This window comes from Micromonospora sp. NPDC050417 (assembly GCF_044458865.1).
GTDB lineage: Bacteria > Actinomycetota > Actinomycetes > Mycobacteriales > Micromonosporaceae > Micromonospora_G.
In genome coordinates, this window is the sequence record NZ_JBITIH010000025.1 from 1 (window position 1) to 16498 (window position 16498).

Genomic DNA, 16498 nt, shown 5'->3' on the forward strand with positions numbered 1-16498 from the left:
GTAGCCGACGTGGTCGGTGATCTCCCCGTCCAACGCCGACTCCAGAACCCGCTTGGTCAGCTGCTGCAGCAGCCCGCCCTCACCGGTCAGCTTTAGACCGCATCTCGTTTGGGCGTGTTGGGGTGCAACATCATTCGTTGTACGGGCGTGGGTGACGTGGAGAAGTACTGCCCGGAGTCGTTGTGGCATCTCGCGCAGCCGTTGCTGCCCGAGCACCCGAAACGACATCAAGGTGGCGGGCGGAACCGGATCGACGACCGGGTCGCCCTCGCGGCGATCGCGTACGTGTTGCAGACCGGCTGCGCCTGGGACGCGCTCCCGGAGTCGTTCCCGATCTCCCGCGCGACGGCGCATCGCCGGTTCGCCGAGTGGGTCGAGCACGGCGTGATACGGGCGCTACACGAGGCGATACTGGACGTGCTCGGCGCGGCCGGTCAGATCGACTGGTCGCGGGCGAGTGTGGACGCGATGCACGTCCGGGCGGTCAAAGGGGGACCAGTGCGGGCCCAGCCCGGTAGACCGGGGCAAGCCCGGCTCCAAGATCCACCTGATCGGTAACCGGCAAGGTCTGCCGCTGAACGCCACGGTATCGGCTGGCAACGTCAACGACCACCGTCTCCTCGAGGACGTGGTCGACGACGTACATCCGGTCCGTCAGCCGATCGGTCGTCCCCGCAAGCGGCCGAGCAAGCTACACGGCGACAAAGGCTACGACTACCGATCCAGCCGTCAGGCTCTCGCGCGACGCGGGATCAAGGCCCGCATCGCCCGCAAGGGCATCGAGTCCTCCGCCCGGCTCGGCCGGCACCGCTATGTCATCGAACACTGTCTCGAATGGGTCACCCGCTTCCGGCGGCTGGTCCGCCGCTACGAACGCAAGGCTTCCCACTTCACCGGATTCCTGCACCTGGCCTGCGCTCTGATCTGCTACCGCCGAGCCGACAGACTCAACCTACTGACCAGCAACAACCCCAAATGAGATGCGGTCTTAACCCGTCCCCACGAGCCCGATCGACCAGCATCGCGATCAACTGCTCATCCGTGACCGCATCCACCGGCTCCACGGCCGGCTGTCCCACGGTGGTCTCGGTCGTCATCTGGCGTCTCTCCCTTGATCGGTCGATCAGCCGTTATTTGTACAGTCCCAGGTATGGTGGTGGGATGCCGAGAACTGGGCGCCCCACACCGCCGTTGGTGTTGACCGACGAGGAACGCGTCATGTTGACGCGGTGGTCGCGGCGGGCGAAGTCCGCGCAGGTCCTGGCGATGCGGTCGCGAATCATCCTGGCGTGCGCCGATGGCACCTCGAACACTGATGTGGCAGTGGCTCTGGGCGTGCACTTGTCCACGGTGGGCAAGTGGCGGCGGCGGTTTCTCCAACTGCGTCTGGATGGTCTGCTCGATGAGCAGCGACCGGGCCGGCCGCCGTCGATCACCCTTGATCGGGTCGAGGATGTCGTGGTCACGACCCTGGAACAGACCCCACATAACGCCACGCACTGGTCCCGCAAGTCGATGGCCGACCGGTCGGGGTTGTCGAAGTCGACGATCGGGCGGATCTGGCGGGATTTCGGCCTGCAACCACACCGAGCCGACACGTTCAAGCTGTCCACCGATCCGCAGTTCATCGAGAAGGTCGTCGACGTCGTCGGGCTCTACCACAATCCACCCGAACGGGCGGTGGTCCTCTGCGTGGACGAGAAGTCCCAGATCCAAGCCCTGGACCGGTCCCAGCCGGTCCTGCCGATGATGCCGGGCATGCCCGAGCGACGCACCCACGACTACGCCCGCAACGGCATCACCAGCCTGTTCGCCGCGTTCAACGTCGCCGACGGGCACGTCATCGGTGAGTTACACCGCCAGCACCGGGCGGTCGAGTTCAAGAAGTTCCTCATCACGATCGACAAGACCGTTCCGGCTGAACTGGACGTGCACCTGGTCTGCGACAATTACGGCACCCACAAGACCCCGGTCGTGCGGGCCTGGCTGGCCCGCCATCCCCGGTTCCACATGCACTTCACCCCGACCGGATCCTCCTGGATCAACCAGGTTGAACGCTGGTTCGCGTTTCTCACCGAACAGAAGATCCGCCGCGGCGCCCACAAATCCGTCCAAGCCCTGGAAGCCGACATCCGCGCCTGGATCACGGACTGGAACACCAACCCCCGACCATTCACCTGGAACAAGACCGCAGAAGAGATCCTCGAATCACTCGCACGATATATACGGCGAATTTCCGGCGCGGCACACCAGCTGGCCGACCAGCCCAAGCTGGCCGAGACGCTCATCTGGCAGGGCGTCTCGGCGGCCGGTTCACCGACCGGGCTCACGCGCTGCGGGTCTACACCGACCACATCGCCGAGGTACGGGCCACCATGCCGGCCGACCGGCTGCTCGTGTTCGACGTCGCCCAGGGTTGGGCGCCGCTCTGCGAGTTTCTCGGGGTCGCGGTGCCGGAGCAGCCCTTCCCGCTGCTCAACACGTCGGCGGCGTTCCGGGAGCGGGTCGAGGACCCGGACGGGCTGCGGCACGAGGGCTGACCGCCCCCTACACTCCTGAGCGGCGGGCCGTAGCGCAGAGGTCGTCGCGTCCGGTCTCTCAACCGGAAGGACGTCGGTTCGAATCCGGCCGGCCCACCCCTTGGGTGAGATCGCCCCTTGGGTGAGACCGGTGTCCAGGTGAGACCGGCCCGCTCTACTTCTGCCCCGATACTGCCCATCGACGAGCATTGATCATGGGCGTCTCGGCACGGAGTATGACTCGTAGCCGAAACCGGGGACACGGTTCGTGAGCTGGGCCCACTCCCGCGCGGTCGGCGTCGGCGTCGGCGTCCCGGCAACACCCGACCGGTGTTCCGGTGTCGACCGACACGGGCTACGTGGGAAGGAAACTACGTGGGCACAAAAACGTCACGACGGCCAGGAGCCGGGCCCCTGGGCCCGTCCAGATTCCGACGTACCCTCACCGTCGTCACGGCGCTCGTCCTCGGCGTGACGGCCCAGCCGGCGGTCGCGACGGCGGCGCCCCCGAGTGCCACAGTGGATGCCCAGGTGCTCAGGGAGCTGAGCGGCCAGGGCAGCACCAGCTTCATGGTGTACCTCCGGGAGCGGGCCGACCTGGACGGGGCCGCGACCCTGCGCGACACCGGGGCCCGGGGCATCGAGGTGCACCGCCAGCTCACTGCGACCGCCACGCGTACCCAGGCGGGGCTCCGCGCCGACCTGGACGCCAGGAAGACCGCCTACACCTCCTACTGGATCGCCAACGCCCTCCACGTCCGGGGCGACAGGGCGCTGGTCGACGCGATCGCCGCCCGGCCCGAGGTGGCCCGGATCGAGCCGGTGAAGGTCTACCCCCTGATCACGCCCGTCCCGAGCCGGGAGACGTCGGGCCGGACGCCGCAGGACGCGCGCAACGGCGCCGAGTGGGGCCTGAACAACATCGAGGCGCCCCGGGTCTGGTCCGAGTACGGCGACCGCGGCGAGGGCGTCGTGGTGGCCAACATCGACACCGGCGTCCAACACAACCACCCGGCGCTGGTCGGCAGTTACCGGGGCAACCTCGGCAACGGCACCTTCGACCACAACTACAACTGGTTCGACCCCGCCGCGGTCTGTTTCGGCGCCGCGCCCTGCGACAACAACGGCCACGGCACCCACACCATGGGCACCATGGTCGGCGACGACGGCGCCGGCAACCAGGTCGGCGTCGCGCCCGGCGCCCGGTGGATCGCCGCCAAGGGCTGCGAGAGCACCAACTGCTCGGAAACCTCGCTGCTCGCCTCCGGCCAGTGGATACTCGCCCCGACCGACGTCAACGGCCAGAACCCCCGGCCCGACCTGCATCCCGACGTGGTCAACAACTCGTGGGGCGGCGGTCAGGGCGACACCTGGTACGAGGCGACCGTCACCGCCTGGCGCTCGGCCGGCATCTTCCCGGTCTTCGCCGCCGGCAACACCCTCGGGCTCGCGCCCTGCGGTTCGGTCAGTTCACCCGGTGACAGCGCGTCGTCCTACTCGGTCGGCGCGTACGACGTCGACAACAAGCTCGGCACCTTCTCCAACCGCGGTCCCACGATCGACGGACGTACCAAGCCGAACATCGCCGCTCCCGGCGTCGCCGTCCGTTCCAGCGTCCCCGGCAACGCGTACGACGAGTACGACGGCACCTCGATGGCGACCCCACACGTCGCCGGCACCGTTGCCCTGGTCTGGTCCGCCGCACCCACCCTCCGCGGCGACGTCACCAGCACCGAGGCGCTGCTCGGCGACACCGCCACCGACACCGACGCGGTCGCCTGCGGCGGCACCGTCGACAACAACAACATGTTCGGCGAGGGTCGGCTCAACGCGTACCAGGCGGTGACCGCCGCCCCACGCGGACCGGTCGGCCAGGTCACGGGTACGGTCACCAACCGCGACACCGGCGCGCCGCTCGCCGGTGCGGCGGTCATCGCCGGACGCCGCAGCACCACCACCGGCGCCGACGGCCGGTACCTCCTCAACCTGGCCGCCGGCGACCAGGAGATCACCGTCAGCGCCTTCGGTTACACCAGCCGGACGGTCACCGTGAGCGTCCCGGAGGGCGGCTCGGTCACCGCCGACGTCGCGCTGGTCAAGACCCAGTCGGTCACGGTCACCGGCCGGGTCACCGACGGCTCCGGCCACGGCTGGCCGCTTTACGCCTCCATCGAGATCACGGGCCGACCCGGTGAGCCCGTCTTCACCCACCCGGTCACCGGCCGGTACTCCGTCACCCTGCCGGGCGACGCCACCTACACGATCACCGTCGCCGCGCGTTCCCCCGGGTACCGGACGGTCACCAGGGACCTGGACCTCGGTACCGGTGCGACCACGGTGAACATCGCGGTACCGGTGACGGAGTCGTGTGAGGCGGCCGGTTACCGCCTCGGCGGCGACCCTCTGATCAGCGAGAGCTTCGAGGGTACCCATGCCCCCGAGGGCTGGTCGGTGACCAACCGTACCGACGGGAGCGGCTGGGCCTTCGTCGACCCGGTCGGCCGGGGCAACCTCACCGGCGGCAGCGGTGGCTTCGCCATCGTCGACAGCAATTTCTACGGCGACGGCAAGAGCCAGGACACCGACCTGGTGGCACCCGCGCTGAACCTGACCGGCGTCGAGGCGCCGTACCTGACGTTCGGCAGCGACTTCTGGTCCGGCGGCACCGACAACGTCGTCGACGTCGACGTGAGCGGCGACGGCGGCGCCACCTGGACCAACGTCTGGCGCCAGAACACCTCCCGGCGCGGTCCCCGGATCGAGGAGGTGCCGCTGACCCCGATCGCCGGGGCGGCCGACGCCCTGCTGCGGTTCCGCTACCAGGCCAGCTACGACTGGTGGTGGCAGATCGACAACGTTCGGGTCGTCAACCGGGTGTGCAGCACGCTCCCCGGCGGCCTGGTCGCCGGCTTCGTCACCGACCGAAACACCGGCGCCGGGGTCAACGGGGCCACCGTCGCCAGCCCAGACGCGCCCGCCGAGCGGGGTGTAACCGCGGCCACCCCGGACGATCCGAACATCGGCGACGGGTTCTATTCGTTCTTCTCCACGCTCACCGGTACGCACCCGGTGGACGCGGGCAGGACGACGTACCAGACGTTGACGAAGGACGTCGCGATGCTGCCGGACGGCACCAGGCGGGCCGACTTCGTCCTCAAGGCCGGCCAGCTCAGCGTCACCTCCGAGCGCGTCGGGTCGCAACAGCCGTACGGCAGCACCCGCACCACCACGGTGACCGTCCGGAACACCGGCAGCGCACCGGCCACCGTCGACCTAATCGAGCGTCCCGGCGAGTTCGACCTGCTCGCCGGCCGGAAGGGTGCGCCGTTGATCGAACAACCGGTCGAGGGCGTCACCCCGGCCGCGAACCGCGTGCCGCGGTTCGCCGCGCAGCCGGGCACGTCCGGACCGCTGGCCGAGGACGCGTGGACCCGGATCCCGGACCTGCCGGGTGCGGTCTTCGACAACGCCGCCGTGGCTTTTGGCGGCAAGGTGTACTCCTTCGGATCGCACCAGGAGACCGGCAACGGAAAGAAGGCCTGGGTCTACGACCCGAAGGTCGACTCGTGGAGCGCGCTGCCCGACCTGCCGACCGCCCGGGCCGCGGCCTCGGCGGCCGTGGTCGGCGGCAGGATCTACCTGATCGGTGGCCGGGACGGCGCCGACGGTACGGCGGTCGGCACGGTCGACGTCTTCGACCCGGCGACCAGCACCTGGAGCACCCTGGCCGGCGTCACCAACCCGGCACCGGTCGCCAGCGCGGGAACCGCCGTGACCGATGGCCGGATCTACCTGGTGGGCGGCTGCGCGGACGACCAGTGTCCCGCCACCGACCGGCTGACCGTCTTCGACCCGGCGACGGGCGGCTTCCGTACCGCCGCCGGTTATCCGAAGCCGGTCGGCCTGCTGGCCTGCGGCGGCATCCGGGGCATCGTCTACTGCGCCGGCGGTATATCGGGCCGGACGTCGTACCGGGATGCCTACGCGTACAGCCCGGTCACCGACGAGTGGACGGCGCTGCCCGAGATGCCGGTGGACATGTGGGGCACCCAGCACGGGGTCGCCGGGGGCCTGCTGGTGATCGCGGGTGGGATCGCCAACAACTCGGCGACCATGACCAACCGGACCATGGCGTACGACCCGGCGACCGGGGCGTGGCGCGCCCTGCCGAACGTCGGCGTCCCGGTCTACCGGGGCGCGCTCGCCTGCGGCGCGTACAAGATCGGCGGATCGCCCACGCAGTTCGGTACGACGGTGGAGAAGCTCGCCGGCCTCGGCGGCTGTGACAGCGAGAGCGGTACGCCGTGGCTGACCACGAGTCCCGCCCGCTTCACCCTGGCGCCCGGCGCCACCCAGAAGGTGACGGTGACCCTGACCGCCACGGCGGAGACCGGGATCGACCAGCCGGGCGCGTACCACGCTCAGTTGGAGCTGGGCTCGGACACCCCGTACCCGAGGCCGACGGTGGACGTGGAGTTGAACGTCGCGCCGCCGGAGACCTGGGGCAAGGTCCAGGGCACCGTCGTCGGGTTGACCTGTGCCGGCCAACGCGTTCCGGTCCGGGCCCTCGTCCAGCTCAACCGCGGCGGGACGGGCTACACCGTGAACGCCGACAGCCAGGGCCGCTACGCCTACTGGGTACCGAGCGGCAGGTATCAGGTGATCGTGGCCAGGGACGGTTGGATTCCGAAGGCGAAGCAGCAGCAGGTCGACGCCGGGTTTATCGCGACGCTCGACTTCACCCTCGATCCGGCTCCGCCGTGCGGCTCCCGCCTCGGCGGAATCTGATCAATCAGGACAGATCGCCGTACGTGGATCTCCACGTACGGCGATCTGCTTCTGTACCGGCCGTTCCCCGGATCGGTGGGCGACGCTCTAGACTCCTCGCCGGCGGGCCGTAGCGCAGAGGTCGTCGCGCCTCCTTGCCAGGGAGGAGGACGCCGGTTCGAATCCGGTCGGTTCGCCACCGGTACGAGCGGGAAAGGCGGGGATGGGGCGGCGGAGCGAGCGGGACAAGCGGGTCCGGGCCCTGGCCTACTTCTCCCCACCGGCGATGGTGGCGGCCGCCACCGCGCGTCGGCTCGCCGGTGACTGGCGGGGCGCCTGCGCGGCCGCCCGAGTCGACCTGCACATCAACCCGCACGACGTGGCCACCCGGTACGGCACCGAGGCGGCGGCCCGGATCGCGGCGGATCTCGCCGGTCTCGCGCCGGACCTGCTGCGGCGGTTCCTGCCCCGCACCGAGACCCTGGCCCTCGCCCCTCGGGCCAGCGTCGTGCTGTCCCGCCGGACCGGGCCGCTGCGCCCGCCGGCGCACCACACGTCGGGCCGACGCGTCGAGCCGGCCGTTCCGGTGCTGGTCGCCACCCTGCCCAGGGACGGGCGGGCCCCGCAGCGGATCGGGTTGCGGGTCGGTGAGGTCGGCGTGCTGCCCGAGCGGTGGTACGACCTGCCCGACTGGTGCTGGCACGCGGACGCGGTGCAGGCCCGGCGCTGGGCGTACGGGGCGTCGGAGACCCGGCTCGCCTGGCACACCCCGGACGGCCTCCCGTACCGGCCGGACGAGGTGGCCACGGTGCGGGGACCGGTCGCCCAGGTGGCCACGGTGGAGGGACCGGTCGACCGGGCGGCCGAGGTGGAGACGATCGACGGGCTGCTCGTCCTGCAGCGGTGGCCGGCGGCGTGTGGTGCGGCCGGGATCGCCGTCGACCTGAGTGTGGTGCGAGCCCGGTACGGCTGGGACCGGTGGTCCGAGTCCCGGCTGCCCCGGCTCGGGCCCACGCTGCCGGTGCTGGCCGCGGAGGCCAGGCGGCTCGCCGGGCGGTACGGCCGGACGACGCTGTGCGCCGCCGACCACACCAGCGCGGTCGACGTCGCCGACGACGGAGTGGTGACCGTCCGGCGGACCAGGGCCGACGACCGGTCGGAGGGGCCGGACCCGTTCGCCCTCCCGGCCCCGGTCGAGGCCGCGCTGCTGAGTCACGGGTCGCTTCGGCCCGACGACCTGCATCCGTTGGTGCACGAGGCGTTGTACCCGGGGCGGACCCAGGAGTGGGAGGTCCCGCCCCCGGTACCGGCGCCGCCGGTCCGGGTCCGGTGCGGACCGGACTGGCACGTGGTACGGGTGACCGGCGGCCGGGCGTTCACCGCGCACCACACCGAGGCGGAGCTTCGGCGCGAGTTCCTGGTCGCCGGGCTCGGTGGTCCGATCGTGGGCTGCGCGACGGCGGTCCGCGCCTGGCGTACCGGAGCGAAGCCGGCACCGAAACAGATCCGCCTGCTCCGGCGGGACCTCTTCGCGCTCGCCTTCCACGGCGACACCGACGCGTTGCTCGCCGTCCTCGCCGAGGGGTTCGATCCCGCGCTGCGCGACGGTGACGGCTGCAGCCTGCTGCACTGGCTGGCCCACCTCGACCACACCCGGATGCTGCCGGTCCTGATGGCTGCCGGGCTCGTCGTCGACGAACGTGACCGGCACGGCAACACGCCCCTGCACCTGGCCGTCCGGTCCGGTGACCGGGAGGTGATGGCGGCGCTCGTCGCGGCGGGCGCCGATCCGCAGGCCCCGGACGCCTGGGGGCGTACCCCGGAGGACGTGTTCGTCCACAGCCGACGGACGGCCGGTAGGTAGGAGCCGGACACCGGCGGGCCAACGGTGTCGGTGGTGTTGGGTATGCTGCCGCGCGGCGAGGCCGTAGCGCAGAGGTCGACGCGCCTTGACAGCAAGCTGGAGGACGCCGGTTCGAATCCGGCCGGTCTCGCCACCACATCCAACCGGGGAGGGATCGTGTCCGTCGACCGTGCCGAGTTGGCGGCCTGCGTCGCCGTACTCGGGCGCCTCGACGACGCCGACCTGGACGACGCGGTCCGCGCGGAACTGGAGCGGGCGGTGGTGACGGCGTACCGCGGGGTGAAGAAGCGGGCGAAGTCGCGGCGTGCCGCCCGAACCTGCGAGGCGGACCGCGCCCTCCTCGCGGGTACGACCCGGTTCCGTGCGGAGCTTCCCGACACCGCCCCGGAGCCGGCACCCGACGTCACGGCCCCGGCCGCCGCGTCGCGCAGCGGTGGCACCCTCGCCCGGGCCCGCCACTGCTACGTCTGCAAGGCGTCGTACCGGGACGTCGACGTCGACTACCACCTGATGTGCCCGCCCTGCGCACAGGAGAACCGGCTCCGGCGGCACGCCCGGTGTGACCTGTCCGGCCGGACCGCCGTGGTCACCGGCGGCCGGGTGAAGATCGGTTTCCACACCGTGTTGAAGCTGCTCCGGGACGGCGCCGAGGTGATCGTCACCACCCGGTTCCCCCGGGACGCCGCGCGGCGGTACGCCGCCGTACCGGACTTCGAGGACTGGGCCGACCGGCTCTACGTGCACGGCCTCGACCTGCTCGACCTGCCCGGCACCCTCGATTTCGTCGGGCTCGTCGGGCGGCGGTTCGCCGAGTTGGACATCCTGGTCAACAACGCCGCCCAGACGTTGTACCGGCCGGCGGCGTACCACCGGGAGGTCCGGCAGGCCGAGTCGGCGGCGCTGGCCGGCCCGGCGGCCCGGGTCGCGATCGGCGGCGCCCCGGCCACGGCGGAGCAGCCCGGCCTGCCGACCGGGCTCGACGCCTTCTTTCCGCCCGGCCAGCTCGATGAGACCGGTCTCCAGCTCGACCTGCGCGAGGTCAACTCGTGGGTGCTCCGCGACGGCGACGTCAGCCCGCGCGAGTGGTTGCAGGTGCACGTGGTCAACGCGTTCGCGCCCTTCCTGCTCACCTCCCGGCTGCGTCCGCTGATGGAGGCGAGCGGCCATCCGCAGCGGCACGTGGTCCAGGTCTCGGCGATGGAGGGCAGCTACTCGCGGGCCGGCAAGACCGTCCGGCACCCGCACACCAACATGGCGAAGGCGGCGCTCAACATGCTGGTCCGCACGGTCGCCCCGGACTACCTGGCCAGCGGGATCCACATGAACAGCGTGGACACCGGCTGGGTGACCGACGAGCGTCCGCATCCGAGCAAGCGCGCCCAGCGCGGCCGCGGCTTCCGGCCGCCGCTCGACGTCATCGACGGTGCCGCCCGGGTCTACGACCCGGTCGTGCGGGGCGTACGCGGCGCACCGGTGAACGGCCTGTTCCTCAAGGACTACCGGAGTGTGCCCTGGTGACCGATCCGACCCCGGTACGCTGCCCGATCATCGCCGACCCCGAGGCCGGGCTCGCCGAGCCGACCGACTTCGACCCGCTGCTGGTCCGGCTCGCCGCCGGTGGGCCGGTCTCCGCCCCGGAGGTCTTCCCACGCGGCACCATCCAGGCCGACGGCCGGCTCGACCTCTGCAAGCAGGGCATCGGGTCGGTGCAGAGCGCCCGGATCGTCGCCGCTGCGGTCGACTCGCCGTTGGTCCGGCACCTGCTGCTCGGCACCAACGGGCTCGGCGCGGAGGGTGCCCGGACAGTGGCGGCGGCGCTGCGACCCGGTCACCACCTGCGGACCATCTACCTCGGCTGCAACCGGATCGATCCGACCGGGGTAGCCGCGCTCGCCGCCCGGATCGAACACGACGACACCGTCCGGGCCCTGTGGCTCAAGCGCAACCCGATCGGCGACGAGGGCGTGGCGCGGCTCGCCGAGGCACTCGCGGTGAACACCTCGATCCGCACCCTCGACCTGGTCAACGTGGGCATGACCGGGCGCGGGCTGGCCGTCCTCGCCGAGGCACTCGCCGCGCGGCCACCTGGTCTGCAACGGCTGTTCCTGGGCGGCAACGGCTTCGGACCGGAGGTGGTGCCGACGCTCGGCGCCCTGGTCCACCGGGCCGGCGTCCGGGAGCTGTACCTGGCCGCCAACCATCTGGATGACGACGGGGTCGCGGCGCTGGCCCGGTTGGTGGACGGGGTGGACCTGACCCTGGGACTGGGCGGCAACGGGGTGACCCCGGCCGGGGTGGCGGTGCTGGCCCGGCACCTGGCGGCATGGCAGGCCCTTGACCTGGCCCGACCCCCGTCCGAGCGCGCCCTCGGCGCCCGCGGCAACGTGGTGGGGGACGAGGGCGCCGCGGCGCTCGCCGCCGTACTGCCGACGGCCCGGCTGCGCCGGTTGGACGTACGGCGTACCGAGATCGGCGGGCGGGGGGCGCGGCTGCTGGTCGAGGCGGTCGACGGGCACCCCACCCTGGAATACCTCGGCCTCAACGGGGGCGTACCCCGTCGGATGCGCCGCCGGGCCGCGACGCTGCTCGCCGACCGGCCGACCACCGCACCGCACCCCGACATCCAGGCGATCGCGAGCGTCTACCGGTGACCCCGACCCCACCCGGCAACGCCGGCCTGCGGGTCTGGCAGCGGATCCGCCGGTACGCCGTACCGGCCGCGATGGTCGAGGCGTGCACCGCCGCCCGGGTGGCCGGGGACTGGCGGGCCGGCTGCGCGGCGGCCCGGATCGACGTCGGCGTCGACCTCGCCGAGGTGGCCCGTGAACACGGCCGCCGGCAGGCCGAGCGGATCGAGGCGGATCTCGCCGTGCTCGCGCCGGACCTGCTGCGCTGGCACCTGCCCCGGACGCTCGGTGGCCGGACCAGCCTCGGCACCCACCAGCAGTGGGTGCTGTCGACCCGGGACGACCGGCTGGACGACACCGATCCGGTCCTGGTGGTCCAACTGCCGAAGACGGTGGACGGTTCGCAGCGGCTGCGGCTCACCGTCCGGCTCGTCCGTCAGCAGCGGGACGGGGTGCGGGACCTGCCGCCGGTGTTCTGGAGCGTCGACCACGTCGCCGGGCTCGCCGTCGCCTACGGCGGTTCACCGGCCCGGCTGCCCGGCTTCGAGCCGGACGGGACTCCCCGGCCGTTCGAGGCGTACGCCACCGGCGTCGACCCGGCCGACCCGGCGAGCCGGGCGGAGGCGTTCGACCGGCTGGCCGCCGTCGGGCAGCTCGTCACGGCGTGGGCCGTGGCCGGTGTCGAGCTGGATCCGGCCGAGCCGGAGGGCTTCCGGTACGAGAAGGCGATCGCCCACGTCCGCGCGGCGGGGCTGGTCCCGATCGGGCTTCCCGCCGAGCTGGCCCGGCTGCACACCCGGTACGGCGCCGCCCGGGTGATGGTCGGCGAGCGGTGGCGGTACGTCGCCGCGATCGAGCGCCGGGACGACGGCACTCCGGCCGCGTCGTTCGTCGGGTTCGACAGGGACAGCTACCTGCATCCGGCGCTCGCCCCGGTCGTACACGCCCGGCCGGCCGATCTGGAACTCGTCCGGCACGGCCTGCTCAACCCGGCCGAGCTGCACCCGCTCGTCCGGCGGGCGCTGTTCCCGTACGCCCCCGCCGGGGGGCCACCCCGGGCCGAGCCGCTCGACCTGCGGCGGAGCGTACCGGTCCGGTGCCGGGGCGAGTGGCACACGGTGGTGCACGCCGACGGTCGGCTGGAGCCGGTGTCGCACACCCCGGAGGAGGTGGCCCGGGAACAGGTGCTGCGTACCCTCGGCGGGCCGGTCGCCGGCTGTTTCGCGGCGGTGCAGGCGTGGCGTACCGCCGACGGCCGGCTGCCCCGGCCGCTCCGGGAACTTCGCCGTGAGGTGCTGCAACGCCTCCAACACGGCGGTTCGGCGGCCCTCGGCGATCTGCTGGACGCCGGTCTCGACCCGCAGATGCGGGACGGCCGTGGCCGTACCCTGCTGCACCACGTGCGTAGCGTGCGGGACGTCGGGCTGGTCCGACGCCTGGTCGACGCCGGGGTGCCGATCGAGGTGGCGGACCGCCGGGGTCGGACCGCGCTGCACGTGACCATCGGCGACGGGGGCACCCCGGAGATGGTCCGGGCGCTGCTCGAGGCCGGCGCCGATCCCGGGGCGACCGACGCCGAGGGGACGAGCGTCGCCGAGCTGGCCGAGTACAAGTGGGAGATGTACGTAATGGATCCGGACGACCCGGCCGGCGCGGAGGACGTGGACGAGGAGTACCGGGGGCCGCTGCTGGTCCGTACGGTGCTCGACGAGTGGAAGCAGCGTTGACCGTGACCGACCGGGCGCTCGTCGCCGCCGACGCGCTGGTAGCCGCCACCCGGGCCTGGCGTACGGAGCAGGTCCGCGACCCCAAGGTGGGGGCACTTGCCCTCGCCGTCTCGGCGAACCTGCCGGTGCTGCTCTGGGGCGAGCCGGGCATCGGCAAGTCCGCGACCCTGCAACAGCTCGCGGACAGCCTGGGTACGCCGATGGAGACGGTCATCGCCAGCGTGCACGAGCCCTCCGACTTCTCCGGGTTGCCGATCATCGGGGACTCGCCAGCGACCGAGGGTGTACCGATGGCACCGCCGGACTGGGCGGTACGGCTCGCCCGTACCGGCTCGGGTCTGGTCTTCTTCGACGAGCTCTCGTCGGCGCCGCCCGCGGTGCAGGCGGCGTTGCTGCGGGTGGTGCTCGAGCGTCGGGTCGGCAGCCTGCAACTGCCGCCCGCGGTGCGGATCGTGGCGGCGGCGAACCCGCCGACCAGCGCCGCCGACGGCTGGCACCTCAGCCCACCGCTGGCGAACCGCTTCGTCCACCTGCACTGGAGTCACGACGCACGTACGGTGGCGCGCGGCCTCGCCGGCACCTGGCCGGCGGTGACGGTGCCGGTCGTCGAGCCGGGTCGGACGTCGACCGCGCTGGCCAGGGCGCGCGGCGCGGTCGCCGGCTTCCTCACCGCACGCCCCGGGCTCACCCACCACCTGCCGGGCGACTCGGAGGCGCGCGGCGGCGCCTGGCCCTCCCCACGCACCTGGGAGATGGTGCTGCGGCTGCTCACCTTCCACTACAGCGCCGGCACCGGCGCCGACGTGCTCGCGCTGGCCGTGGTCGGTGCGGTCGGCGACGGCGCCGGCCTGGAGTTCGTCACCTACCTGGAGCACCTCGACCTGCCGGACCCGGAGCGGGTGCTCGCCAACCCGGACGCGTTCACGCTGCCCGACCGGGGCGACCGGCAGCTCGCCTTCCTCACCGCGGTGATCTCCGCGGTGCAGGGCCGGGTCGACCGGCAGCGCTGGGAAGCCGGGTGGGCGGTGCTGGAGAAGGCGGTCGAGGCCGGGGTGCCGGACGTCGCCGCCCGGGCCGCCCTGGATCTCGCCGCGCTGCGGGACACCGCCTGGCCGGTGCCGCCGTCCATCGACGCGTTCGTCGAGGTGTTGCAGCTCTCCGGACGCCTGTCCAGATGACGTACCGGAGCGGCCGGCGGGGACGGCACGGTCGGAGGCGAGAATCGTGACCGGGGCGCTCGACCGGACGAAGCTGCTCGCGGCCCGGTTCCGGGCGGCGCAGGACCGGCCGTACCTGGCGACGGCGCTGTTCAGCCTCACCGTCGTGGAGTCCCGGCAGGTACCGACGATGGGCGTCGACCGGCGGTGGCGCTGCTACGCGTCGCCGGAGTTCGTCGCCCGGCTGCCGGTGACGCAGCTCGCCGCGGTCTGGATCCACGAGGTCTCCCACCTGCTGCGCGACCACCACGGGCGGGCCGACCGGCTCGCCGCCGACCAGCGGCGGGACCACTACCGGGTCAACGTCGCGCAGGACTGCGAGATCAACGACGACCTGGTCGCGGACCTGCTTCCGCTGCCGCCGGACCGGGTGGAGCCGAAGGCGTACGACCTGCCGGACGGGCTGCTGTTCGAGCAGTACCTGCCGAGGCTGCCGGCGAGTGTGCAGAGCCACGACGGCCTCGACTGCGGATCCGGGGCGCACGGCCTCGACCGGCCGTGGGAGACGGGGGCTTCGGCCGGAGGCGTCAGCGAGGTCGAGGCGGGTGCGATCCGCCGGGAGACCGCCCGGGCGGTACGCGCGCACGTGCGCGGCCGGGGGACGGTGCCGGCCGGCTGGCAGCGCTGGGCCACCGAGGTCCTGGAGCCGAAGGTCGACTGGCGTCGGGCGCTGACCGGCGTGGTACGCGAGGCGGCGGCCTGGGCCAGCGGGGCGGTGGACTACACCTACCACCGGCCGTCCCGGCGCTCGTCCGCGCTGCGTGGCGTGGTGCTGCCGAGCCTGCGCCAGCCGGTGCCCCGGGTGGCGATCGTGGTGGACACCTCCGGGTCGATGGGGGAGGCGCAGTTGACCGAGGCGCTCTCCGAGGTCGCCGGGGTACTCCGGGCGGTCGGGATCGGTGGCAACCGGGTGACCGTGCTCTCCTGCGACGCGGCCGTACACGTGGTGCGGCAGGTGCACACCGTCGGCGAGGTACGACTCGCCGGGGGCGGCGGCACCGACCTGCGGGTCGGGGTCACCGAGGCGCTGAAGGTCCGGCCACACGTCGTCGTCGTGCTGACCGACGGGTACACCCCCTGGCCGGAGACGCCGTTGGTGGCGACCCGGGTCATCGCCGGCCTGATCGGAGAGAACCCGCCGGAGCCGCCGCCGTGGATCACCACGATCCACGTCACCGGTGCCTCCTCGGCCGGCTAGACCTAGGGTGGCGCCCACCGCCACACGCTCTCCACACCGGTCCGGGTCCGTACCGGGTACTGCCAGGCGGGTCCCAACCGGGCGATCAGCGCCGCGCCGAGCTGCTCGCAGCGCTCCCCGAACGGGCGATAGCCGTAGCGGGGCACCAGCCAGACCGCGCCCTCGCCGCGCCCATCGATCACCCGTTGGACGAGCCGGGCCGGGTTCTGCGCTGCGATCCGTCGGCGGTAGTCGGTCCCCCCGGCCAGGTCTGGTCGGGGACGCTGAGCAGCCGCGGCTGGTGGCCCAGCCGGCGTACTACGACGTCGCGGGCGAGCTGGTCGGGGCAGAACACCACCGTGTCGGCGTCGGTGAGCTACCGGTCGAGAACGGTGGGGACGACGGCGGCGTCGGTGCGCTGGCGGGTCACCAGGGTCGCGTCCACGGCCAGCCAGATCTCAAATACGCACAAGTGTCCCCCCCGTGCCGATGACGCGATCGGGATGCGGCTCAGCGCGGACGTACCGATGATCGCGTATGCCTAATACTCCAGCCGTAGTTGCTAAATTCGAAGTTTTGTCTGTTCAAAGGCGTTTTCAG

The 16498-nt window shown here is 72.3% G+C and carries 10 protein-coding genes, 3 tRNA genes and 1 pseudogene; 13 read left to right on the plus strand and 1 reads right to left on the minus strand.

The window, feature by feature from the left end:
• Positions 1-156 precede the first annotated feature (156 nt).
• The 13 genes and pseudogenes from ACIBF5_RS27110 to ACIBF5_RS27170 all read left to right on the plus strand — a co-directional run bounded on the left by ACIBF5_RS27110 (position 157) and on the right by ACIBF5_RS27170 (position 15919).
• Positions 157-979 (plus strand): IS5 family transposase gene (locus ACIBF5_RS27110; protein WP_396815788.1). Its coding sequence is split into 2 segments (ribosomal slippage): positions 157-491 and positions 490-979, totalling 825 coding nucleotides; the frame shifts between segments, so codons are not numbered across the junction.
• A gap of 182 nt (positions 980-1161) precedes the next feature.
• Positions 1162-2232: pseudogene (locus ACIBF5_RS27115) on the plus strand (IS630 family transposase); the annotation flags it as partial.
• A 101-nt stretch (positions 2233-2333) separates the two neighbouring features.
• Entirely contained in the window at positions 2334-2540 is a 207-nt protein-coding gene (locus tag ACIBF5_RS27120; protein ID WP_396815789.1) for a sulfotransferase, read from the plus strand.
• A gap of 23 nt (positions 2541-2563) precedes the next feature.
• Positions 2564-2637 (plus strand) — tRNA-OTHER (locus ACIBF5_RS27125).
• Between the two features lie 257 nt (positions 2638-2894).
• Positions 2895-7307, plus strand: coding sequence for a S8 family serine peptidase (locus ACIBF5_RS27130; RefSeq protein WP_396815707.1), 4413 nt, complete (start codon positions 2895-2897; stop codon positions 7305-7307).
• 103 nt (positions 7308-7410) lie between these two features.
• Positions 7411-7483: transfer RNA gene (locus tag ACIBF5_RS27135), tRNA-Gly, on the plus strand.
• A 26-nt stretch (positions 7484-7509) separates the two neighbouring features.
• Entirely contained in the window at positions 7510-9150 is a 1641-nt protein-coding gene (locus ACIBF5_RS27140; protein ID WP_396815708.1) for an ankyrin repeat domain-containing protein, read from the plus strand.
• Positions 9151-9207: 57 nt separating this feature from the next.
• Positions 9208-9283, plus strand: a tRNA-OTHER gene (locus ACIBF5_RS27145).
• Positions 9284-9306: 23 nt separating this feature from the next.
• Positions 9307-10668 (plus strand): SDR family NAD(P)-dependent oxidoreductase, encoded by a 1362-nt coding sequence (locus tag ACIBF5_RS27150; RefSeq protein ID WP_396815709.1) that lies wholly within the window; start codon positions 9307-9309, stop codon positions 10666-10668.
• On the plus strand, positions 10665-11801 hold the full coding sequence (locus ACIBF5_RS27155; RefSeq protein ID WP_396815710.1) for a gala protein: 1137 nt from the start codon (positions 10665-10667) through the stop codon (positions 11799-11801). The genes ACIBF5_RS27150 and ACIBF5_RS27155 overlap by 4 nt, the downstream gene beginning before the upstream one ends.
• Positions 11798-13504: an ankyrin repeat domain-containing protein gene (locus ACIBF5_RS27160; protein ID WP_396815711.1), complete on the plus strand. Its 1707-nt coding sequence runs from the start codon at positions 11798-11800 to the stop codon at positions 13502-13504. Before ACIBF5_RS27155 ends, ACIBF5_RS27160 begins: the two co-directional genes overlap by 4 nt.
• On the plus strand, positions 13489-14682 hold the full coding sequence (locus ACIBF5_RS27165; RefSeq protein WP_396815712.1) for an AAA family ATPase: 1194 nt from the start codon (positions 13489-13491) through the stop codon (positions 14680-14682). Before ACIBF5_RS27160 ends, ACIBF5_RS27165 begins: the two co-directional genes overlap by 16 nt.
• Before the next feature lie 46 nt (positions 14683-14728).
• The gene (locus tag ACIBF5_RS27170) at positions 14729-15919 is read left to right on the plus strand and encodes a VWA-like domain-containing protein (protein WP_396815713.1); all 1191 of its coding nucleotides are present in this window, start codon (positions 14729-14731) and stop codon (positions 15917-15919) included.
• 2 nt (positions 15920-15921) lie between these two features.
• Here the strand turns inward: ACIBF5_RS27170 and ACIBF5_RS27175 are convergent, their stop codons facing one another.
• A complete protein-coding gene (locus ACIBF5_RS27175; RefSeq protein ID WP_396815714.1) occupies positions 15922-16101 on the minus strand; it encodes a hypothetical protein in 180 nt (59 codons plus the stop codon).
• Positions 16102-16498 lie beyond the last annotated feature (397 nt).